25 protein-coding genes are annotated in these 20474 nt (G+C 40.9%); 9 read left to right on the top strand and 16 right to left on the bottom strand.

Annotated features, from left to right (window positions below):
- The first annotated feature begins 38 nt into the window (after positions 1-38).
- Positions 39-461, top strand: coding sequence for a regulatory YrvL family protein (locus MHI58_RS04230; RefSeq protein ID WP_045034505.1), 423 nt, complete (start codon positions 39-41; stop codon positions 459-461).
- Between the two features lie 4 nt (positions 462-465).
- On the opposite strand, the gene MHI58_RS04225 is transcribed toward MHI58_RS04230, so the two are convergent.
- Entirely contained in the window at positions 466-933 is a 468-nt protein-coding gene (locus MHI58_RS04225) for a DinB family protein (protein ID WP_025206969.1), read from the bottom strand.
- Positions 934-1139: 206 nt separating this feature from the next.
- On the opposite strand from MHI58_RS04225, the gene MHI58_RS04220 reads away from it, so the two are divergent.
- Positions 1140-2273: an NAD(P)/FAD-dependent oxidoreductase gene (locus MHI58_RS04220; protein WP_045034504.1), complete on the top strand. Its 1134-nt coding sequence runs from the start codon at positions 1140-1142 to the stop codon at positions 2271-2273.
- A 23-nt stretch (positions 2274-2296) separates the two neighbouring features.
- Here MHI58_RS04220 and MHI58_RS04215 read toward each other — a convergent pair whose 3' ends face one another.
- The 3 genes from MHI58_RS04215 to MHI58_RS04205 form a co-directional block, all read right to left on the bottom strand.
- Positions 2297-4891, bottom strand: coding sequence for a YfhO family protein (locus MHI58_RS04215; RefSeq protein WP_045034503.1), 2595 nt, complete (start codon positions 4889-4891; stop codon positions 2297-2299).
- 87 nt (positions 4892-4978) lie between these two features.
- Positions 4979-5962 (bottom strand): glycosyltransferase family 2 protein, encoded by a 984-nt coding sequence (locus tag MHI58_RS04210; RefSeq protein WP_008341983.1) that lies wholly within the window; start codon positions 5960-5962, stop codon positions 4979-4981.
- Between the two features lie 300 nt (positions 5963-6262).
- Positions 6263-6535 carry a YfhJ family protein gene (locus MHI58_RS04205; protein WP_017366871.1) on the bottom strand — a complete coding sequence of 91 codons (273 nt, stop codon included), beginning with the start codon at positions 6533-6535 and terminating at the stop codon, positions 6263-6265.
- A gap of 116 nt (positions 6536-6651) precedes the next feature.
- On the opposite strand from MHI58_RS04205, the gene MHI58_RS04200 reads away from it, so the two are divergent.
- Together MHI58_RS04200 and MHI58_RS04195 are read left to right on the top strand one after the other, a co-directional pair.
- The gene (locus MHI58_RS04200; protein WP_045034502.1) at positions 6652-6801 is read left to right on the top strand and encodes a small, acid-soluble spore protein K; all 150 of its coding nucleotides are present in this window, start codon (positions 6652-6654) and stop codon (positions 6799-6801) included.
- A gap of 25 nt (positions 6802-6826) precedes the next feature.
- Complete coding sequence (locus MHI58_RS04195) at positions 6827-7000, top strand: YpzG family protein (protein ID WP_003217811.1); 174 nt, start codon at positions 6827-6829, stop codon at positions 6998-7000.
- Between the two features lie 226 nt (positions 7001-7226).
- Here the strand turns inward: MHI58_RS04195 and MHI58_RS04190 are convergent, their stop codons facing one another.
- Entirely contained in the window at positions 7227-7541 is a 315-nt protein-coding gene (locus MHI58_RS04190) for a YfhH family protein (protein WP_045034501.1), read from the bottom strand.
- Positions 7542-7544: 3 nt separating this feature from the next.
- Positions 7545-8336: a recombination regulator RecX gene (gene recX / locus MHI58_RS04185; RefSeq protein WP_017358838.1), complete on the bottom strand. Its 792-nt coding sequence runs from the start codon at positions 8334-8336 to the stop codon at positions 7545-7547.
- 95 nt (positions 8337-8431) lie between these two features.
- Between recX and MHI58_RS04180 the strand changes: the two genes are divergently transcribed.
- The 3 genes from MHI58_RS04180 (at position 8432) to MHI58_RS04170 (ending at position 9708) form a co-directional block, all read left to right on the top strand.
- Complete coding sequence (locus tag MHI58_RS04180; RefSeq protein ID WP_024720284.1) at positions 8432-9328, top strand: TIGR01777 family oxidoreductase; 897 nt, start codon at positions 8432-8434, stop codon at positions 9326-9328.
- 52 nt (positions 9329-9380) lie between these two features.
- Complete coding sequence (locus tag MHI58_RS04175; protein WP_017358836.1) at positions 9381-9491, top strand: YfhE family protein; 111 nt, start codon at positions 9381-9383, stop codon at positions 9489-9491.
- A 61-nt stretch (positions 9492-9552) separates the two neighbouring features.
- A complete protein-coding gene (locus MHI58_RS04170; RefSeq protein WP_008341997.1) occupies positions 9553-9708 on the top strand; it encodes a YfhD family protein in 156 nt (51 codons plus the stop codon).
- Between the two features lie 33 nt (positions 9709-9741).
- On the opposite strand, the gene MHI58_RS04165 is transcribed toward MHI58_RS04170, so the two are convergent.
- Entirely contained in the window at positions 9742-10329 is a 588-nt protein-coding gene (locus tag MHI58_RS04165; protein ID WP_024720283.1) for a nitroreductase, read from the bottom strand.
- A gap of 270 nt (positions 10330-10599) precedes the next feature.
- Between MHI58_RS04165 and MHI58_RS04160 the strand changes: the two genes are divergently transcribed.
- Entirely contained in the window at positions 10600-11856 is a 1257-nt protein-coding gene (locus MHI58_RS04160; RefSeq protein ID WP_008341668.1) for a transcriptional regulator, read from the top strand.
- Between the two features lie 35 nt (positions 11857-11891).
- Here the strand turns inward: MHI58_RS04160 and MHI58_RS04155 are convergent, their stop codons facing one another.
- The 3 genes from MHI58_RS04155 to mprF form a co-directional block, all read right to left on the bottom strand.
- Entirely contained in the window at positions 11892-12359 is a 468-nt protein-coding gene (locus MHI58_RS04155; protein ID WP_024720282.1) for a thiol-disulfide oxidoreductase DCC family protein, read from the bottom strand.
- Positions 12360-12697: 338 nt separating this feature from the next.
- Positions 12698-13246, bottom strand: a complete 549-nt coding sequence (locus MHI58_RS04150; RefSeq protein ID WP_035703746.1) for a thioredoxin family protein — start codon at positions 13244-13246, stop codon at positions 12698-12700.
- Between the two features lie 93 nt (positions 13247-13339).
- The gene (mprF, locus tag MHI58_RS04145; RefSeq protein ID WP_045034500.1) at positions 13340-15910 is read right to left on the bottom strand and encodes a bifunctional lysylphosphatidylglycerol flippase/synthetase MprF; all 2571 of its coding nucleotides are present in this window, start codon (positions 15908-15910) and stop codon (positions 13340-13342) included.
- A 168-nt stretch (positions 15911-16078) separates the two neighbouring features.
- On the opposite strand from mprF, the gene MHI58_RS04140 reads away from it, so the two are divergent.
- A complete protein-coding gene (locus MHI58_RS04140; protein WP_008341672.1) occupies positions 16079-16558 on the top strand; it encodes a MarR family transcriptional regulator in 480 nt (159 codons plus the stop codon).
- Between the two features lie 17 nt (positions 16559-16575).
- On the opposite strand, the gene MHI58_RS04135 is transcribed toward MHI58_RS04140, so the two are convergent.
- The 6 genes from MHI58_RS04135 to MHI58_RS04110 form a co-directional block, all read right to left on the bottom strand.
- Positions 16576-16860 carry a hypothetical protein gene (locus MHI58_RS04135; protein ID WP_041506577.1) on the bottom strand — a complete coding sequence of 95 codons (285 nt, stop codon included), beginning with the start codon at positions 16858-16860 and terminating at the stop codon, positions 16576-16578.
- A gap of 12 nt (positions 16861-16872) precedes the next feature.
- Positions 16873-17400 (bottom strand): YfiT family bacillithiol transferase, encoded by a 528-nt coding sequence (locus MHI58_RS04130; RefSeq protein WP_041506578.1) that lies wholly within the window; start codon positions 17398-17400, stop codon positions 16873-16875.
- Positions 17401-17413: 13 nt separating this feature from the next.
- Positions 17414-18421: a zinc-binding alcohol dehydrogenase family protein gene (locus MHI58_RS04125; protein ID WP_045034499.1), complete on the bottom strand. Its 1008-nt coding sequence runs from the start codon at positions 18419-18421 to the stop codon at positions 17414-17416.
- A gap of 89 nt (positions 18422-18510) precedes the next feature.
- The gene (locus tag MHI58_RS04120; protein ID WP_045034498.1) at positions 18511-19008 is read right to left on the bottom strand and encodes a hypothetical protein; all 498 of its coding nucleotides are present in this window, start codon (positions 19006-19008) and stop codon (positions 18511-18513) included.
- A gap of 99 nt (positions 19009-19107) precedes the next feature.
- A complete protein-coding gene (locus tag MHI58_RS04115; RefSeq protein WP_041506580.1) occupies positions 19108-19866 on the bottom strand; it encodes an anti-sigma factor in 759 nt (252 codons plus the stop codon).
- Positions 19863-20429: an RNA polymerase sigma factor gene (locus MHI58_RS04110; RefSeq protein WP_017358828.1), complete on the bottom strand. Its 567-nt coding sequence runs from the start codon at positions 20427-20429 to the stop codon at positions 19863-19865. Before MHI58_RS04110 ends, MHI58_RS04115 begins: the two co-directional genes overlap by 4 nt.
- Between the last annotated feature and the right edge of the window lie 45 nt (positions 20430-20474).

Raw genomic sequence — 20474 nt, 5'->3', positions numbered from 1 at the left:
TTTGCAGGTATCTTCATGTAAAGGAGTGTTGTTTACCCATGCAACAATCTGTTCACGCTTTATGGCAAGGGCTGAAATGGCTCATGGCGCTATCAGCTGTCTGTTACATATTTTTGTTGTTTTGTGTGCTGTTCTTTCATTTGACGGGTGCTTTTTATCAATCGATTTTATCGTTGATTCTGTTTATGGGCATCTATGTTGTACTTGGGATCTCTTTTGAACATCTGGAACACGTGCTCATGCGGTTTGTTCGTAAGTGTCGGTCCAAAAAACGATCCATCGTTTTCTATGCCGTTTTATTTCACCTTTTTTTTATTTGGGGTGCTGTCTACTTATCAGATGAATTGGTTGACGGCATTTTGCTGACTACTTCTGAAGAAATTCTCTTTGCGCTTAGTCTTTGGCTATTTCATTTTTTGTTTGATTATGCGTCGTTTTCGTTTGATAAGGAAGCTTCGTGAGGCGCTATCGTCTTTCTGTAGAGAGCGCTTGTTTGACCTGCTCCATATGATGGAGATCATGTTTAATCAAACCTTGAAAATAACTTGATAACGTCAGCTCGGTTTGACCGATCAGAAAGGGTGTAGCCCAGCGAGATGCTTCGATTTTCTTCATTTCTTGAAGCAATTTTGTTCTAACAGCAATAAATCGCCCGATCGTCTCGCTTCTCTCTTCCTTTCTTGCTCTTTCGGCTGACTGCTGATTCATTTCATGCACATCAGGTGCCTGAGGTAACGCTTTATTGTTCCAAAATTCCTTTAGGCGATCGTGTAAAATAAATTCATCCCATGGAACGAAATGTGCGATGATCTCAGCAATGCTCCACTTTCCATCAGCGATGGCGCTACGCCATTCTTCTTCTGTTACTTCCGTTAGTGACTGTACCCATTCAAGGGTGTGTTCATAGTGTTTTATCACGGTGTCTTTGTTCATGTTTTGTTATCCCCTTCATGTTTTTAAAAGAAGTTGATCAGAAATTGGTTAGTTTCATTCTTGCTAAATCATTTATAACATATTATCATATACTTTAATTACCAAATGAAAAGGGGGAATTGTGATACGCTGTCCTATATGAAAAAGCTTATTTTTTTGCGCCAAAATAAACCGACCGGTCTGTTTATAAAAAGGGAGGAAAAATGATGAAATCTCAAAATGTGATCATTATCGGCAGTGGTGTAGCAGGATTGGCTACTGCTTTATTTTTAAAAAAGGCTGGAATGGAAAGTACGATTTATGAAAGCAGGTCAGATGAAGAATTAGAAACAGGAGCAGGTTTTTTACTGTCTCCGAATGGGGTAAAGATTTTGGATGGAATCGGGTGTAAAAATGAAGTGATAGCAAATGCAACAGTGATAAAGAAGATCCAGCAAATAAACAGTGAAAATGAAGTAGAAGCGATCTTTCACAATTATAGCGAAAAATATCATGATGCCCCTTTACTGAACGTCATGAGAGACCAAATCATCAAATCACTTTTAAAAGAAGTTCACCGCCAAGGAATAAAAGTGAAATACAACAAAAAGTTCATCTCAATCACACAGCTGCCTCATTCCGTTCAGGTTCTTTTTGATGATGAAACTGTGATAACAGGTGATATCGTAATAGGAGCAGATGGAACTTTTTCTAAAACAAGAGAGGCTATTGCGTTTAATGCTAAATTAGACTATAGCGGTTTTTGGGGACTACAAGGAGTATCGTTTGTGAAGGATTTTGTATTGGATGAGGCAACAAGTTATTTCTACAATGACGGAAACTTTCAATTCATTTTTGGGAAAGCGCATCCAACAAATAAAATGAATATTTTATGGCAAGCTTTCTCTCAGTGTCCTGAGAAGTTACCTACAAAACATTTTGAGAAAGCCAATAAAGAAACCATCCGACAGTTATTATATAAACAAATGGAACATTGGAACATTCCTAAACATCTTTCTGACATCATCGATCATACAAACATGTTCTTTCCAAGAAGTATCTATGAAATAAAGGATTTTCCTGTGTGGTCAAAAGGACGTGTTGTTCTTGTAGGTGATGCGGTACATACGGCGAACCCTTTTGTTGGTCAAGGGGCATCGTATAGTCTAGAAGATGCCATGATCATAGCAAAGATGCTAAGGGATCATGATTATCGAGATGCGTTCTATTATTATGAAAAGGATCGAAGAAAGAGGACAGAAGAATTGAATGCGCTATTTCAGCACATGAGTATTCAAAACGATATTGATAAAAAAATGAACGAATACACGATTGAATGGGATGAAGAAACTTACGTATGAGATGAAAGATAAAAAAACACCACTTATGATGAAAAGTGGTGTTTCTTGTGTTTTCTCCGTGCATAGAGGATCGCACCGATCAAACTGACGAGTGAAATCAATGCGAGAGTTCTGATATAAGGCGGATAGTAGGTTAGCACGATCTCGTTTTTTCCTTTTTCTATTGGAAAACCGATAAACGCATAATTGGCTTGTTCAATATCGGTTTGATGGCCGTTCACCGTGAGCTCCCAGCCTTTTTCATATGGAACAGGCAAAATCATATAATCATCGCCGCGCTTGTTCTCATAAGAAATCGTAAAGCGGTTATTTTTAAGTTTCACCTGCTGGCTGCCATCATCCTGTTTTTCTTTTTCATATGCCTGCACAAGGGTGCGGTAAGGCTCATGATACAGCTTTAATTGACTCAGCTCATACGTCCCTTTTGGAACTCGTATGGAAAGGGTTTTTTCCGCAGGGACTCGGATCGTCACGTCATTAACGCCTGTTTTGTAGATAGACGTATTGCTTTTGCGTGATGTGACGTAGTCATCTACAGATAACTGAAACCCTTCGTTACGGTCGGTCCGCTTCACATAAAAGCTCACATACACATCCCCCACGCGAGCGATATCATCTGGAAGGGTGATATTCAGCCCGCCCGTTTTCCCGTATACATCAAGCACGCCATTTTCGTATACCGCTTGTTCAGTATGAATGTTTGTATCCTTTATTCGATCAGGCGATTGGTCGATTTCAGCATTTCCTTTTTTGTTTAAGATCACACCTTGCAACATCGCATGTTCTTTATCAAGTGCTGACGCATGCTCTAGTGACTTTTCTGAATAGACGGTACTCGTTGTTCTTGCAAATGGGAGCGGGCGTGTATTTTCATACACTTCATAATGTTCGCTTTCCAATATGGGCTTAAAATAAACCGGCGGTGAGAAAGACATCGATTTGTCTCTCATATAATACTTCCCGTAGGTCAGACTGTATAAATTCGCTCTGTCCCCCATTGTTGCATACCGGCTGACACTTTCCCGTCCCATATCAATTTGCAGGTCATTCCAGTAGAAATGGAGCAGATGCTGATTCAATATACTTGAATACGCACTCATGCCTTGAAAGCCTTCAAATAACGGGGTGTTGTTGCGCACGCCGTTCATCCAATCAATCCGGGCAAGCGGATCTTCTTTTGAGCGGCTTTGAATCTGCTGAATGAGCTTCATTTGCTCATGTCCAGCATACGCCTCACTATTCAGATACGTATCTGATACGCTCTTAATATTGCTTCTTTCAAATAAGTAGCCCTGCTGATACACGCCTGCTGTCAGTAAGCTCACAACGATGAGCACAGCTGAAAAGAGACGAAGGTGCAGACGTTTCCCCGCATGTATCGAGAGGAAGAACAAGCTGATCACAAGCAGTCCTATTCCGGTAAATACAACAACATCCATATTTCCCTTTGCTCGTTCTGAAAGGGCGACTGCGAGAAGGAATACAAGCCAAGCGCCTAGAACCGCACGTGTTTTCCACTTCCACTCCATTTGCGAGAAATGCTTGATGGTGATGGCTACGACTGCTCCGACTGTAAAAGCAAGAATGTATTCAAATCTGTACTGCGGTGCAGAAAAACCATTAAACACGCTCGCCATCTTTGGACTGTAGTGAAAAATGATCAGCAGAACACTGATCGATGTGAACATGAAAAACCATCTGTTCCGGTATAGCGGAACGAGAAACAGACAAATCAGAAAGATGACCGGCAATAAATACACCCTGCTTGTAAACAGCAGATGATCATGCAGCGCAAACCAAGGAATTGCCTGTTCATACGGCGGTCTTACATTATTGAGAAAGCCGTAAACAGACGGGATAAAAAAGGCAGCACTGATCCCAAACGATAACAACGTAGAGATCGCAAGGGTCCAGAACACCTTCCAGCCTCGCTCCTCGCTTTGAAGCTTAATCATATATCTGAAGACGAGATAAATGGCTAAAAAGATAAAGTGAATGTAAGCAAAGTAAAAATTATTGATCAGCATGAGACTGCAAGCCGCAATAAACCATGCCGGCTTGCCTGTTTTAAAAATCCGTTCAACCCCGAGCACAAGCAGCGGAAGCCACATCATGCTGTCGGTGAAAAACTCCCAAAACGTTTGATGCCGAAAGTACACAATAGACAGTCCGTAAATACCGGCACCTGTCAGCGCCCCCAGCCTATGTTGCACAATCGAAAGGAGCACACGATATGCGATGAACAGAATGACTGTCAGCTTGATCACACTCAGCCAAATAACAGCATTTGCCCAAAAGTGAATGTCTGTTGACTGTATAAGGTGAAGCGCATTTAACAGCCAGACAACAGCGACTGTGACCATAAAGACCATCGACGTTGTAAAATAATAACCTAATTGCGTATATGTACCGCCGCCTAGACCAAATTGATAGGAATAAAAGAAGTTTCCTTTGACGTATTCGTCATACAACAGCTTTTTAAACGGGAGCATTTGCGAAATGCCATCTCCATCTCCCGTCATATATCGGCCTTGCGTATATTCATATAAGAAAAAGGAGTGTCCTAATAAAGCAAGAATGAGGCACATTCCAATGAGTATCCATCTACGTTTCATCATCTAAATCCTTTCTCCAAAAGATCCACTGTTCATTGAAACAAAACAACCCAGCAAGCGATTCGTGCTTGCCGGTTATTTGACTCCACGTTATTTAAATAACTGCGTTAACACTCGGTCTTGTTCTTTTGAGCTTGTCTCTTGTTCCATGACATTTGATTCTTGAATTAAGTAATGCGGCCTCTTTTTCGTTTCATAGTAAATCCGGCCAATGTATTCTCCGATCACACCTAGACTCAAGAGCTGGACACCACCGAGGAAAAGCACAGCTGAGATTAAAGTGAAATAACCCGGTACCATGATGCCCGTTCTGACGATTTGAATAAAGGTCGCCACGATGTAAATCAAAGAGAGAAATAAGATCAAAATACCCGTATAAAAACAAATACGCAGCGGGCGGTTGTTAAAGGAAATGACACCATCAATCCCGTAGTTAAATAATTTCTTTAGTGACCATTTTGTATCACCATGCTGCCTTTCCACATTTTCATAATAGATGACCTTTTCTTCAAAGCCAATCCAGCAAAAAAGGCCTTTTGAAAAACGATTTCCCTCTTTTAGCTGAAGCAATGCGTCGATCGCTTGACGGGAAATTAAGCGGAAATCTCCTACACCATCACGCAAGTCCACTTCGACCACCTTGTTCATCACTTTATAATACATCGATGATAGGTAAGAACGAAGCTTGCTGTCCCCTTTACGGTTTCGTTTGGCAATGACTTGATGATAACCTTCTTCGTAGCCTCTAACAAAATCCTGAATCAAATACGTTGGGTGCTGAAGGTCGGCGTCCATAATGATCGCAGCTTCCCCTTTTGCATGCTCAAGACCTGCTAAAATTGCAGCTTCTTTCCCAAAGTTACGAGAAAAGGAAATGTATTTGACTTTTGCACTTTTGTGAGAGAGCTCTCTCATGTATTGAAGCGTATTGTCTTTGCTTCCATCATTCACAAAGATGATTTCAAAGTCATAATGAAAATCGCGAAACTCTTCCTCGAGTGCCTCAAAGATTCGTCTGATGTTTTCACCTTCATTGTAAGAAGGAATTATAACAGAGAGCAGTTCCCGTTCCATATCGCACCTTCTCTTCACTTTTTTCACATAGTCTGTTATGTTCATTATTCCTTTTTTGTCAGAAAACGAAACCCTTTTTTATTATCCATAAATTTCATGTATCCTTAATCGTTACATTATATCAGAGTTTTATTTCCAGTGATTTTCACCAACATGAATTTAATGTAATTTTAAGTTTATCCATTGTAAAAAGCCTGTAATTTTGATCACAGACTGGGTATTGTTTCATAAAATTGTTTGGTCAATTATATATTTCCCTGTTTATTGAAAAAATGAGTGGAAGTGAAAAGGGCAACCCTTTTAATGCAGCAGCCCTTTGTCGTTTTGTTGCAGATGCTCATTTGCCTTCGATTGTTTATTTTGAAATAAATGCAGCTGAGCGCCGTAGCTTTCGATCCATTCTCGGACAATCCGTTCAGTCGTTTCTTGTCCTTTATACTTGCGGCCAGCCTTTGCATAGGTTGTTTCAAAATCACTCCAAAGGAGCTCTACCCATGTACGTGCTTCTTCATATGTGAGCATATTGTTTTTTTCCATTAGTTGTTCGGTTAATCGCTCAAAATATTGTTCCATACTGGTTCCTCCTTCATCTAGCAGAAAGTGCCTTTTTAAAAAAATCTCTTTTTTCATATACTACCCTTACGTCTTCAAAAGACGCAAATGATTTGTATTGTTTGGAGGGAATCAGTATGCGTAATAAAGCAAAGGGCTTTCCAAATCAAGTGAATCACAAGTTTGAAGGCGAACCAGGGGCCACAGATGCTTATGCGTCTAAAAGGCCGAACGGTGAGACGAATACACGTCCACAGGAACGTATGAGGGCATCAGGGAAACACTAATTTTTCCAAAGGGAGTGCTTGAGATATGAGTTCAAATGGGAAATCGTATATGGAAGACTTTGTTCAATTAAGAACAACCGCTTACCCTCAACCATGGGCGAATGCTAAACATTCTGCCTCTCAGGTCAACGGAGAAACGCAGCAAACGCAGCACGACATCGTACTTCAGAACAACGTCCGTAAACAACGTTCGAAGTAAAGAAAAGGACTGATCTCTAACGATCAGTCCTTCAGATTGTTGACAAAGGGCTAAAATGAACTTTATTTTAGCCCTTTGTCTTCTTTTCAGCGTGATAGAAAACCTTTGCAGTCTAGGAAGGACGAGTACTGGCGCGGAGCGAATTTGACATTCGTGAGCACCAGCACGCAGGACTGACAACGAATGCGAGGGTTTGTCTACACGCTGAAGGACTGATCTCTAGGGATCAGTCCTTTTGCGTAAGCATTGAAATCGGCAGGGCATCTTCTTTATTTGGCGCTGATACTCTGTAGCCCCAAGCAAAAACACCATTTAAATAATCCACATAAAACTGCTCGTCTGTATCTTTGATGTGATAAGTCGTTTTGGTCTGAATAGCAGCTGGATCTAATAAATAGGCTTTCGCCATGTCAATTTTCCGCTCCAACACGGCATATTCATTCACAATGCCTAGCTGCTCAGCCTTTCTTGCTTTTTCAGAAAGAGCGGCAATCTCCTGCTTTAATTCGTATTCTGTCATTTCACTATAGCGTTTTTCCATCTGTCATTCCCCTTTGTCTAAAACGTGATCAATTGTATCAAGATCAAATCCTTTTCGGTAAAGGAATTGCTTCACTTTCATTTTTTTCTCAAATGATCCGTCATAACCTACCTTGCGTTTTGCCTTCTCAAGCATATAGTGAAGGGCTTCTTCTTCCTTTTCCTCTTCTTGTCCATCATAGGCTTCTTGAAGGGCTTTATCAATGATATCAAATGAAAATCCTTTTCGCTGAAGCTGCAATTTGATACGCTGTTCAATTTCTTTTGCAGACCGGTTTTTCTCTTTCTTAACCAGCTTTAGCACTTGTTTCACTGCTTCCTCTAGCTGCAAATCATTCGGATATTGCGATAGTGCTTGTTCGATGGTGTCATCGTCTATGCCTTTCAGCTTTAATTCTTTTTTTAGCACTGACGGGCCTTTGCTATTCGTTTTTCGGTGGGTGCTTACATACGCTTCTGCAAATTCAAGATCATTTACATACTTATAATGTTTTAATTTGTGTATAATTTCACTAATAGCAGGTGCTGGTATGTCTTTTTTCGTCAAATAATCGGTGACTTCTTTCACTGATCTCATCCGATACGATAAATAATCGACGGCCTGCTGAAATCCTTTTTTTACTGCATCACCGAATTGAATCTCTATGATATCGGCTTCGTCCAGCTCTTTTCCCTTTTTCAAATCATGCTGGACGAGCACATCTAGATCAACGCTAAAAGCGTACTTTTCATCAAGAAAGATGTTCACGCGTTCTGTATTGTTTTTCTGAGCAGAGATTTTCGTAATATAGGGCATCCTGTGATCACTCCTTTTTTCAAACAGTCAGGATGTTTCTTCTGATTCAAAATTGTGAAAGATATAGGTATGTATATGAGAGGAGAAGATGTCAATTGAATATCGCCATTACCGGAGGAACCGGGTTTATCGGCCAGCATGTCACAAAGGTGCTCGCAGCTGAAGGACATCATCTATATATTCTAACAAGAAATCCAAAGGAATCCGAACAAAATCATTTACACTATGTGCAGTGGCTGACAGATGGTGCTAAGCCTGAACATGAATTGCCTGCGATTGATGTATGGATTAACCTTGCTGGAAAATCCATTTTCACACGCTGGACGGACAAAGCAAAAAAAGGCATTCTCTCCAGCCGTATTCAATCCACACAAGAAGTGAGACGCATTATAGAAGCGCAGGAATCGAAACCATCTGTGCTCATTCAAGCAAGTGCTGTCGGTATCTACGGCACTTCTAAGACAGAGGATTTTACGGAGGAAGCCCCTCCAGCCGATACAGACTTTTTAAGTCATACGTCAAAACTTTGGGAAGCTGAAGGGCAAAAAATTGAGGCGCTCGGTATTCGCACAGTTTATACACGCTTTGGGGTAGTGCTAGGAGAAAAAGGCACACTTCCTCTTATGACCTTGCCATACAAGCTGTTTGCCGGTGGAACGATTGGCTCTGGCTCGCAATGGGTATCTTGGGTTCACGTGGAGGATGTAGCACATCTCATTGCGTATGCCATTCAACATGAACACATATCAGGTCCACTCAATGTCACATCTCCAAATCCTGTTCAAATGAAGCAGCTGGGACAAACTATTGCATCTACCCTTCATCGCCCTCACTGGCTGAAGGTGCCGTCCTTTGTCATCAAAACCGCACTTGGCGACATGTCATTGCTTGTATTAGAAGGTCAACGTGCTCTGCCGAAAAAGGCACTGCTGTCTTCTTATGAATTTTTACACCCTGAGCTAAAAGAAGCGATTTTGCATTCAGAGGAATAAATTTTGTCAAAAACACCCATCCTATTAAAAATGAGATGAGGGGGCGATTTTGATGAAGAAAAAAGAACACCAGCCGACTTCAAAACTGAAGAAAACCCAGGAAGTTCTGTATCAGCAGGAATTCAAAAAAGCGGAAAGAGCAGCAGAAAAAAGAAACAAATAAAACGGATATTCCTCTTTTACAAGCCCATAACTAAAGTGATCTTGTAAAGGAGGGAAAAGCTTTGAAAAAAGACCAACACAAAAAATCCAACCACCAGCTTGCGGCACAAGAGACGGATGGCGAATATGTTGAATTTTCCAAAGAACTTGCAGATCCGAATGACGTAAAAGCGATGGCACGTATGAAAGCAGCCGATCAGCGTGCCAAAAAACAATAAGTAAAAAAACAGACCTTATCAAAAGGTCTGTTCTTATTTGATTTCAGTTAGCAGGCTTGATGCCTTCTGACGTGACTTTTCCTCAGGCACCTCTTCTGGATAACCGATGTGAAGAATCGCGGCAAAGCGTTCGTTTTCCTTTAATCCCATATCCTGTTGAAACCCTTTGTCGTATAAAATACGGCCGCTCTTCCATACCATACCGATTCCTTGATCCCAAGCCAGCAGCTGGAAGTTTTGAATGAGCGCACTCACAGCGGCAAAATCATCATTTCTCACAACTGGATTTTCGTCTTCTTTTAGAACAACAAGTAAAAGTGCTGGTACTTTAGAAAAATAATCTCTGTACTGATTGATCTTTTCTTCTTTTGCGTCTGGATTGTTGCGTTTAAAGAAAGCAATAAACCGCTCAACAAATACCTCTTTCGCTTCATCCGTCACTGCATATAAAAAACGCCAAGGTTCCGTGATTTTATGATTGGGTGCATAGACTGCATCCTCTAATAATGGCTGAAGCTGTTCAATGCTCACCGGCGTTTCTTTGAATTTTCGAATCGATCGTCTATATCTGACAGCGTCTCGAACCGTTAACGCTTCTGTTTGTTGTTTTGTTTCTGGCATATATGTCATCCTTTCAATCAACCTTAATTGAAATTGATTCTCATTCACATTATAAACATGATCATGTGCTGTTTGCAAATAAGACCTCACCTCTCTGCTAAAAAGTTGTTTGACTTTTTCAAGTAATGTTACAATCATATTACGTTTTAAACAAATTTTGAGAAAAAAGCCAAGATGATGAAATGGTTTCAGGTATTTCCACTTTGTCAAATGCGGCTATTTTTTCAAAAAGCTTTCAACCCATGATTGGAAGGGAGGCTTCTGAATGGAATGAAAATCAATATTGGGCAAATCATCAAGCTCTATCGTTATAAACAAAATATGACCCAATCGGAGTTGGCAGAAGGAATTTGTTCTGTCTCTCATTTAAGTAAAATTGAAAATGGCTCAAAAGAGGCCAATCAAGATACGATCAATCTTTTGCTTGAACGGCTTGGAATTAGTCAAGAAACGCTGTCGCAAAAGGCGCGTCATCTGTTGTCATTACTCGATGAGTTTCAGATGAACATGTATTTCTATGCGCTCGATCAAGCAGAGCAAAATGCAGAAATGATCATTCATCACGAGGAACAGTTCTTTTCGCTAGATTTAGGGATTCAGTATCATTTGTCCTTATTTCAATTTTATTTATTAACAGAAAAACAGCAGCTTGCCTTAAAAACGCACCGCGTGCTTAAGAAGTTTGAAAAAACCTTTATTGACACAGAAAAAGAAACGTTTGAATATCTAGATGGCATCCACCAGATTAAAATCGGTCAACTCGAAGAAGGATTGAAAAGACTTGAAAGCTGCTTTTCTTACGCTTCTGTTGAACAGAGCGACCTGTATTATCACTATGCAAAAGCACTTGGAGCCATGGGGCATCTCGGTGATGCGCTTGAGGCCACACATCAAGCAATGGATTTGTATAGACAAAAAAATAATTTCAAGCGGGTCATTCATTGTACACTCATTCATGGGGTCATCTCACTGGAATTAAAGGCCTTTCAAACAGCTAAAAGATATTTAAAAGAAGTGATTTTACACACATCGCTTCACCCTGATGCTTATATTAAGATGACAGCTTATTTTTATTACGGGGTTCTCTTAAAACGCCAAGGCGATTTCTCATCCGCTGTGCCTTATTTACTAGATTCACTCAATTATTTTAATCAAGAACAGATAGAAGATCGTTACTGTGAAACGCTCTATGAAATCGCGACATTGTATGCGGAATATGATCGCAAAAAGGCGCTTCCATACATACACGAGCTGCTCAAACAGCCTCGTATTCAACCAAACTGTTTATATATGATTAAAATCTATAAATTGATGATTGAAGAGAATCCTCATGATTTGAAAACTTATTTAGTAGAAGCAGCGATTCCTTACTTTGAACACAATCAGCTCCACAATGAGTACTTGTTTGCTCTTAGAACCTTGCTTTCCTATGCGGCTTCTGAGCTTGATAAGCGTGCATATATGTCTTACACAACGAAGCTGCTTGATCACTTAGCATCATATATCCCGTATTATAAAAAAGCATGACCTTCTGCCGATCGAAGGTCATGCTTTTTCTATGATTAGATGGTCTTTTGTTGATCTGTATCGGGACGGGTGACTTGTTCGACAGAATGAATGTACCGTTTTCTCGCAAAATAATCGTAAGCATGCTGCCCAAAGCCAAGCCAAATGCTGAGTACAATAAATGGGACCGTTCCCCATAATGCAGGGATGTGACAAGCCATTCTCAGCCACGTATAAATCCCTGAGTTTTTTTGATTTTTCGCTAAGGAAATAGACACGATTCGTTTCTCTGCCTTCTCTTCACTAATTTTATTCAGTCTCAGCAGCTGTGAGTTTCTAAATGATTCAAAGTGAATTCGATTTTTCCAATCGAGTGATTTCAACAGGTCAATTGCTTTTGCACATGAAGGACTTTGTCCGTCATAAAACACAAGCAGTCTGAGTGATTTGATGGAACGCTGTTCTCTTTTCTTTGATTCAGCGAGCTTCTTTTTTTCTTGATCGAGATAGATGATTTTTTTCATAAATTGATCGCCAGCCCTTTTCCTTCATTTATTTTTTTTAGTTCGTTCAAAGGAGATTACAACTAGATTACTATAGTTGCTGGGCCTCTTGTATTGGGAAAAAGCCATCCGACGTGCGTTATATGAGCCTTTAGATAAGGGCAAAATAGCTGATTTCATGGCATATATGAGGTTTTTCAACTAAAAGTGGTTGGGAAAATCGTGATGCTTTGCGGTTTTCTGCGGTATTTGATAGAATTCTGCGGTTTTTCTACATCTTTATGCGGTGTTTTGTAGGTAAAACGCAAAAACAAGATAAAAAAAGACTACTTCCCATTGCGGCGAAGTAGTCTTTTGGTTTATATTTTTGCCAAAACTTCTACTATTTCTTTCTCAATATCTTTCCATAAGTAACGATCTGTCGTATAGTGATGTGCGGCTTCTTTCGCAAACACTTTAAATGCTTCCTCAAAATCGGGTGCATCTTTATCCGGCTTTTTCTCGTCGACAAAGCGCTGAGCTTCTGCTGAGCGAGGTCCCCATTTCCCCACTTCTTTCCCTTCCTGATCAATGATGACGATAATCGGAATCGATCTTGCGGTCCCGTTCGTTAAATACTGATCCATCAGGTCTAGGTGCTCGTCCCGAATGAAATAGCGCGCATCAATCAGTGCTTCATTTGCAATACGCATGAAAATAGGTACATTGACCATCGCATCTCCGCACCAATCTGCTGTAATCACAAGCGCTCTGAGCTTTTTCTTTTGAAGTTTTTGAAGCAGCTCTTTTTCCTTTTGATGAATTGCGTACTGGTTATACACCGTGAGTAAGTTTTCACGGTTTTTCTCCATGTTGTGTACATATGTACGTTCAGCTAATCCCTTTGTAAACCATTCATTTAGTGTCATGTGAACATCCCCCTTACCCTTCAACTTTACCACTTTTGCTATTCTTTTGTCTAAAAAAACCTTCACCTAGTGAAAGGTAAAGGTTCTTTGGACTTATGGACGCCGTTTTCGATTTGGGTCCATTCCTATCAGCTTAGTGACGAGCACCATTGTGACAGGCAATGATGTATTCTTTTTATACGCTAAATATTTTCCGCGCCATTCTGGTTTATATTTCTGTTTAAACGACCGTAAGCCGCTGAAACTATACATATATCTGACGTTATTGAAGATGACACTCGCCAAACGTTCTGTCAGAAAGGACTGATGGAACGTGCCTACATTCGATAATGGCGCCATTCCCATGTTAAAGGATGTGTAGCCTTTTTCTTTCGCCCATTGAAAAAGGTGGATAAAGAGTGCATCCATCATCCCGTTCGGTGCATCATGCATATGACGCATGAGGTCGATGGATATCTCTCCTTTTTGATACATCGGCATTAAGGACACAAAAGATATGATCTGTCCTTGTTCATCCTTTAAAATCGCAATCGGTGCTTTTTGAATGTAGTCTTCATTGAAATAGCCTAATGAAAATCCTTTTTCTTTTTTCTTGCCCAGCCAGCTGTCAGAGATTTGTTTTAAGGTTGAGATCAATTCCTCTGAAAAGGGCGGCTCCAGCATTTCAAACGTATAGCCTTCTCGTTCAAATTTATTTGCGACAGCCCGTAAGTTTGATTTTTTCTTTCCTGACAAAGAGAACGTTTCTAAATCGACCATGGCTTCTTCCCCAAGCTTAAAGAAGTGAAAACCTAGGTCATGATAAAGCGCCATTCCTTCACGTTCTACTTGATAAAAAGCGACACGATAGCCTGCTTTTTCTGTCTGCTCCAAAAATTCTTCCAGTACAAGCGGATAAGAGGCTTTACGCCCAGAAGGATCTCCAAGCACAATTACGCAACGGCCAATCCGGCCAAACTGAAGCATCGCCTCTCCATCACTTGAGAAAAACAGTTTTTTGTCTCCCAAAAAACCTAGATGACTAAGAGCATTTCCTCCCTTTTCTTCGAGAAAAGTTTTTAATTTTTCTTCATCGGCTTCTTCGCCGATTGGAACTGCTTTTTTATTAAAAATCAATTTGCTAATGAAAAAGAAAAGAGGGACGCCAATTAAAGCAATCATACTGGTCATCGTGATATGCCGTTCATTATGGACCAAATAGTCCTTGCTTAGGAAATGACCAATTTTCATCCAAATGAAGTTCCCAATGACATTATAGTTAAACAACACGAGTAAATATCCGGCGGCGGCGGCCACAAACTGATTCAAAGAATAAGGGGCCTGCTGCTTCACAAATTGATTTCGAAGCGAGAAAAATACCACCATGATGACCGGCAATATAAAGATCAAACTCAGGTTAAACCCTTTTAGTAAAGTAAACACAAAGCCGCCTGCTAGGGCAATCATTGTCAATAGATAAGACCGTTTCGTTCTTTTATACACTTCAATGGACAAAATCATTAAAATGATCCCGAACATTAAAGAAAGACCATTAAATCCTGATAACAAAAAGCGTGGAATGGTTGTAATCACACCTAAACGATCAACAGGAAGCACAACGGAAGCCATAATGAGCAAACCGCTTCCAAACGTTAAAATGGACAAAGATCCGTACAATAAACGGATGAGCAGAGCTCGGTGCAAAACAATTAAGACGTTTGTTGTTTCAATAGCAGGCGCCATTCTCGGATTGCCTTCAAGACGCCTGAGTGTTGTTCCAGTTAAATCGTATGCCGCTAGACAAAGTCCAAGAATAAACGGGAAAATGGAGTAAACGAAGCGGTACAATACAAGCGCTGTCAGCACCATCTCTTTATCAAACCCAATGTATTGCATACTGAGTAAAAAGATCAGATCAAACGAACCAAATCCGCCCGGAACCATACTGATTAAACCGCCGATTGACGCAATCGCAAAGACGCCTAATACAATACGGACATCAACGTTCATCCCCATAGAGACAACAGCCATGTACATGACAAGACCAGCTGCCAGCCACTCTAAAAACGATGCACCAATATAAGCATAGATCGGGTGCTTCAGTCCGTTTTCACCGCTCTCAATCGAGCTTTTTCGAATGGACGCCATGATGATGTAAATGGGCACAATACAAGCAAAAATAATGACAAATGCCCATAACCACGGCTCCTGACTAATAATACTTTCAACAGGCAGGACCCTAACTAAAATCAAATCACTGAAAATTGATAAGCCTAGCAGAACAGAGGATGTTAAAAGGGCAATGCCTTTCAGCAGTTTTTTCGTATCTGTTATGTATTCCTTGTATAGAAGCGTTCTAAGCCCTGCTCCTGATAAACCACCGAATCCAAGTACACTATTAAAGGAGTTGGCGATCCAAGAAATTCGGATCGTTTTCCAGCCGCTGATAGGCATATCAAGGCTCTTTCTTAAAATAAAATCATATAAGGACATGGATAAAACAGCGACAAGTCCAAGAAAGACAAGAATAAACAAGTCCATTCGATTCAAGCTGTCAATAATATAAAACGTCTTTTTAATGGAAAGGCCGCTCAGCTCCTGCTTGGCGACAAAAACTAAGACAAGGATGATCACGATCGGAAAGAGCATTTTTAAGATCGTCATACCCGTTTTTTTGTTCCACATGTTTCTCCCAACTTTCTAAGTTGCTTCATTAATTTCAACTGACCATTATTATACAACAAATACCACTTAATTCATGCAGTTTAACATTCAAAAGCTTCATGATACTTTCAATTAGAAGTAAAAATCAGTAATATAAAGAAAAGAGCCGCTTAAAGGAAGTGAACAAGCGTGGAATATAATATTCATGACACCACCGTACTAAAAGAGGAAATCCTATCTCCTGAGGAAAAAAAGACATGGGTGCTGTATATGAAAGTGCTCACTGCTGCAGGACTTGGAGATGTTTCTGAATGGATGAAGCTGGATATGAGTATGCCTCAAATGAAGGTGCTCATGCTGCTCAATAACCATGGCTCTCTTAAGGTGTCCGAAATTGCTGAAAAAATGGGGGCTTCTTTGTCCAATATGACAGGGCTGCTTGATCGGTTAGAACAATCGAACTTTGTGGAACGAAAGCATTCCGAGCGTGACCGTCGAATCATTGTCGTCGAATTGACAGAGGAAGCGAAAAATATTTTCAGAAGTATTTATCAAAAAGGGCATGAAAAAATTAAAAATTCCCTGCAACGGCTCAATGATGAAGAAAAAGAAAAAGTCAATGAAGGTCTAGCTATTTTAGAAAAAGCACTTCGTCCTGAACGTGGCTAAAAAAGGAAAAAAGACGGTCACTTGAGGTCCGTCTTTTTTAATTCTTCTTTTCCTTGTTTATCTGGGGTGAAAAGATATTGACGAATAACTTCCCGATCATCCCACAAGAGATAACCTAAACCGATAATGAGAAAAATGATGCTGATCCACGTACCGCCTGGGAGTATATCTTCCAGTTCCTCGATCGTTCTTTCTCCGCCTACATTTCCACCGTAACGAATCTCAAACAAAACGAATTTTGCTATATAAAACAATGCCGCCGTGCAGATAAACATAGCGCCGACAATTCTTCTACTAGACATGTGTTGACTCCTTTACTTCCACTGATTTCTTTTGATTAATTCCGTGATATGGGCGAGATGATGCTGTGAATGCCAGACGTACATTCCTGTTGCATCATATAAGGACACCGTTTGTTGATCGGCTGGATGGTAATATGCAGCGTTGAAATCTTCCTCTGTCATCTCGCGAAGTAATGTGACCCACCTGCGATGCAGACTGCTGATTAACGGCAGTGATAGACTGATAGGCGCCTTGCTGTCAGGAAGTGAAGCAAATGCCTCCTGATCATATGGACGTATGTGCGGTGTTTCTTCTGTTAGCGCAAGTTTAAATCGCAAGTAAGCGTTCAGATGGCTGTCCGCTACGTGGTGAATGAGCTGACGAACGGTCCATCCTCCTGGCCGATAGGGGGTATCCAGCTGATCATTTGTCAATGGGACAACTGCCTCTTCATACTTTTGAGGAATGAGTGCCAGCTCATCAATCCATGCCTCCAGCTGCTTTTTCGTTTGTTGGTCCACCGGTTCATATAAGCCAATCGGATATTGTAATGATGTCATCTGCTGCCCCTCCTTAAAATCCTTCTAGAACAAATTTACCTATCATCTTCCCTTGCTCAAGTGTTTGATGTGCCTGTTTCAAATTGGCGGCATTGATGGGGGTGAGCACCTTTGTTAATGTATGTTTTAACTTCTTCTCTTCAAATAATGTACTCGCTTCTTTTAAAAGCTCGTGCTGCTTCATCATATCCGAGGTTTTGTACATCGGCCGTGTGAACATGAATTCCCATACAAATGCAGCACTTTTATTTTTGAGTAATTGAATGTCTAAATGGTGCTGATTTTCAACAATGGTACAGATCGTCCCTTGAGGTTTAATCGCTTCTGCCATCCCTTTGAAATGGCCATCTGTATCATTTAAGCATAAAATGTAATCCACTTCGCCAATCCCTTTTTCCTGAAGCTGCGCTAAGAGCGGCTGATGATGGTCAATGATATGATCAGCCCCTAAGGAGAGACACCATTCATTTGTTTCAGGTCTTGATGCAGTGGCGATCACAGTCGCCTTTGCTAATTTGGCGAGTTGAATGGCGATGGAGCCCACTCCGCCTGCACCACCGATGATCAGCAAGGTCGAGCCTTCGGCATTCCGCTTCATATGCATTCGGTCAAATAGCGCTTCATATGCCGTAATTGTTGTAAGAGGCATGGCAGCTGCTTCGGCAAAAGAGAGATTTGCAGGCTTTTTCGCCACAATTCTCTCATCCACAAGCTGGTATTCACTATTTGAGCCTTGTCGCGTGATATCTCCTGCGTAATAGACGTGGTCACCCGGCTGAAACAACGTACACGCTTCGCCCACTTCCACCACCGTACCGCTTGCATCGTAGCCAAGAATTTTCAGTTCTTCTTCTTTCTGATTCTTCGGTGACCTCACTTTTGTATCCACTGGATTCACCGACACAGCCTCTACTTTCACCAAAATATCCTTGCCAGCTGCTTTGGGCTTTGCCACCTCCTGATCGATCAAGCTTTGTTCATGCTCAATTGGCAAATACTCAAATAATCCAACTGCTTTCACTCGCTCGCACTCCCTTTCTCCATGCTTCTTTTCCACATTTTATCATACATTTCTGATGCTGATGGATCAGTCAGCAAGCGATTGCACATTTAGGATTTCTTCAAAGCCCTTCGTTCCCTCACGATGTAAGAAGGACGAGCCTTTTGTAAAGAGAGGACATAGGTGAACCAGCCGCTCGATTTAAAAAAGTACTGAACATAATAAAACTGGATGTGCTGCAAGAAAACGACGATGAACAGAAAAATTGTGAATGATAGCGTCACAATGTCTCCCTGCATCCATCCACTGATCAATAACATCACAAAACCGAGCATCATGAGCTGTTCGAGCCTCTGCATGATCTGGATAACGAGATGTCCCCGTTTGGTTAGGTCACCTGATTGACGCTTTCGAATGTTTCTTGATTTATAAAACCATACGATACTTGTCACTAGATGATGAATGATAAAAAGAGCGATCATGACCATAAATAAAGGAATTGATTTAAAAAGGTCTTTTATAATGAATGGGATCACCAAAAAATAAAATGCGGTAAATGCGTGTCTAGCTGATAAGAGAAATAGTTGTTTTTCTATGTATCGCTGCATGTGTCTCACCTCTATATGTAGTACGTCTCATTTGTCATAAGGTTCCTTCTGCCTATCAAAAAAGGATGCCCTGAAAAAGGCATCCTTCATGAATCAAGCTTAAAATGCAGCACTCAGTACGACAGGGCCTTGCGGAAGCTTGTTATCCTTTTTTGGTTCAAGGGTGACAGCCACAGTATCCCATGATTCGTTTGCTTCTTTTTCAGATAACGCATAGGTGACGGTGCCCTCCCCTTTGCTATCTGTTTTAAAGGCACCGGCCGGAACGGGCTGATCTCCTTTAATGAGCCATACTTGATAAACAGCTGATGAATCAAGCTGGCCTTTTAATCCGTCGGCACTCACTACAAGCTCTTTTTTGCCGTGATGCTCAATCACTGAAAAAGCACCCGTTGTTTTTGCCGATTCGGCAGATGCCAGTGATTTTGTCGCAACAACTTTGACAGGTTGTTCTGCTTGATCTGTTCCATTTGTTAAGAAATACACGTTCCCAGCTGCAGAAATGAGAAGTAGTGCGGCAACGAGAGGCAAAAGCCATTGATTTTTCTTCTTCATTGGCGGTTTCATCTCATTTGCATCACGAACTATTTTGAGATCTTGAGGCGGGTTCGATTTTGCAGCGATTGTTGTCTCTCGTATCTCTTCTTCAAATACTCTTGATAAAATGCGGTCTTTCATCCCTGCCGGAGGCGTTTCGTCCTCTGCTAGAAACGGAATATCAGACATGAGCGATGTCAGTTCTTCAAGCTCTTCTTTGCAATCCGAGCAATGTTTGATGTGTTCTTCAAATTGCGTCTTTTCTTCTCCTTGTAAATGCCCGTTAAAGTAATCAATGACTTGATGTTTACACTGAGTCATGCCTCTTCCTCCTTTCCTCCGCGAGACAGCTTCGTTCGTAAATGCTTCAATGACAATCGAACTCTTCCCTTCACCGTTCCAATAGGGATGCCTAGTTTTTCCGCAATGCTCTTTTGTGTCATTCCTTTAAAATAGACATCTTCGATGATGGTTTGCTGTTCTTTCGACAATGTTGATACTGCTTCACGTATGATTTGTTTTTCTTCGTTCCATTCTACTTCTTTTGACACATCTTCTTGATGATCTGCCAAGTATTCAATATGCTCATCTTCAAGAGCTGTTTCATTTCGGTGTTTCCTTAATAGATCGATTGCCGTGTTTCGTGACATCATAAATAACCATGAGGAAAATTTCCCTTTATCTGTATTGTATTCTCCTATGCCGCGCCAAAGCTTGATAAAGACTTCTTGAAGCACTTCCTCCGCCAGCTCACGGTTTCCAGTCATTTTATAAATAAACGAATATAACACACGTTCATAGCGATCGTACAATAATTCAAGCGAGGGCTTATGTCGATCATGTTTGATCTTGTGATACAGCTCAAAATCCTTCAGTGTGTCCATGGTCATCTCCTTCCTTTTTCATGAGAAAGAGCATTATGCATTCAT

The organism is Bacillus sp. FSL K6-2869, from assembly GCF_040869405.1.
Lineage (GTDB): Bacteria > Bacillota > Bacilli > Bacillales > Bacillaceae > Bacillus > Bacillus altitudinis.
This window is presented reverse-complemented; position numbering and strand designations above follow the sequence as displayed.

What these genes read in the sequence shown, in the direction of transcription:
- MHI58_RS04165 (WP_024720283.1), bottom strand. Translation starts at nt 10,329, where the DNA reads ATGCCAGAAACAAAACAACAAACAGAAGCGTTAACGGTTCGAGACGCT.
- MHI58_RS04150 (WP_035703746.1), bottom strand. Translation starts at nt 13,246, where the DNA reads ATGACACTAAATGAATGGTTTACAAAGGGATTAGCTGAACGTACATAT.
- MHI58_RS04205 (WP_017366871.1), bottom strand. Translation starts at nt 6,535, where the DNA reads ATGGAACAATATTTTGAGCGATTAACCGAACAACTAATGGAAAAAAAC.
- MHI58_RS04155 (WP_024720282.1), bottom strand. Translation starts at nt 12,359, where the DNA reads ATGAAAAAAATCATCTATCTCGATCAAGAAAAAAAGAAGCTCGCTGAA.
- MHI58_RS04160 (WP_008341668.1), top strand. Translation starts at nt 10,600, where the DNA reads ATGAAAATCAATATTGGGCAAATCATCAAGCTCTATCGTTATAAACAA.
- MHI58_RS04115 (WP_041506580.1), bottom strand. Translation starts at nt 19,866, where the DNA reads ATGACTCAGTGTAAACATCAAGTCATTGATTACTTTAACGGGCATTTA.
- recX (WP_017358838.1), bottom strand. Translation starts at nt 8,336, where the DNA reads ATGCCCTATATTACGAAAATCTCTGCTCAGAAAAACAATACAGAACGC.
- mprF (WP_045034500.1), bottom strand. Translation starts at nt 15,910, where the DNA reads ATGTGGAACAAAAAAACGGGTATGACGATCTTAAAAATGCTCTTTCCG.
- MHI58_RS04230 (WP_045034505.1), top strand. Translation starts at nt 39, where the DNA reads ATGCAACAATCTGTTCACGCTTTATGGCAAGGGCTGAAATGGCTCATG.
- MHI58_RS04215 (WP_045034503.1), bottom strand. Translation starts at nt 4,891, where the DNA reads ATGATGAAACGTAGATGGATACTCATTGGAATGTGCCTCATTCTTGCT.
- MHI58_RS04200 (WP_045034502.1), top strand. Translation starts at nt 6,652, where the DNA reads ATGCGTAATAAAGCAAAGGGCTTTCCAAATCAAGTGAATCACAAGTTT.
- MHI58_RS04135 (WP_041506577.1), bottom strand. Translation starts at nt 16,860, where the DNA reads ATGTCTAGTAGAAGAATTGTCGGCGCTATGTTTATCTGCACGGCGGCA.
- MHI58_RS04195 (WP_003217811.1), top strand. Translation starts at nt 6,827, where the DNA reads ATGAGTTCAAATGGGAAATCGTATATGGAAGACTTTGTTCAATTAAGA.
- MHI58_RS04210 (WP_008341983.1), bottom strand. Translation starts at nt 5,962, where the DNA reads ATGGAACGGGAACTGCTCTCTGTTATAATTCCTTCTTACAATGAAGGT.
- MHI58_RS04175 (WP_017358836.1), top strand. Translation starts at nt 9,381, where the DNA reads ATGAAGAAAAAAGAACACCAGCCGACTTCAAAACTGAAGAAAACCCAG.
- MHI58_RS04190 (WP_045034501.1), bottom strand. Translation starts at nt 7,541, where the DNA reads ATGGAAAAACGCTATAGTGAAATGACAGAATACGAATTAAAGCAGGAG.
- MHI58_RS04110 (WP_017358828.1), bottom strand. Translation starts at nt 20,429, where the DNA reads ATGGACACACTGAAGGATTTTGAGCTGTATCACAAGATCAAACATGAT.
- MHI58_RS04120 (WP_045034498.1), bottom strand. Translation starts at nt 19,008, where the DNA reads ATGCAGCGATACATAGAAAAACAACTATTTCTCTTATCAGCTAGACAC.
- MHI58_RS04220 (WP_045034504.1), top strand. Translation starts at nt 1,140, where the DNA reads ATGAAATCTCAAAATGTGATCATTATCGGCAGTGGTGTAGCAGGATTG.
- MHI58_RS04130 (WP_041506578.1), bottom strand. Translation starts at nt 17,400, where the DNA reads ATGACATCATTACAATATCCGATTGGCTTATATGAACCGGTGGACCAA.
- MHI58_RS04225 (WP_025206969.1), bottom strand. Translation starts at nt 933, where the DNA reads ATGAACAAAGACACCGTGATAAAACACTATGAACACACCCTTGAATGG.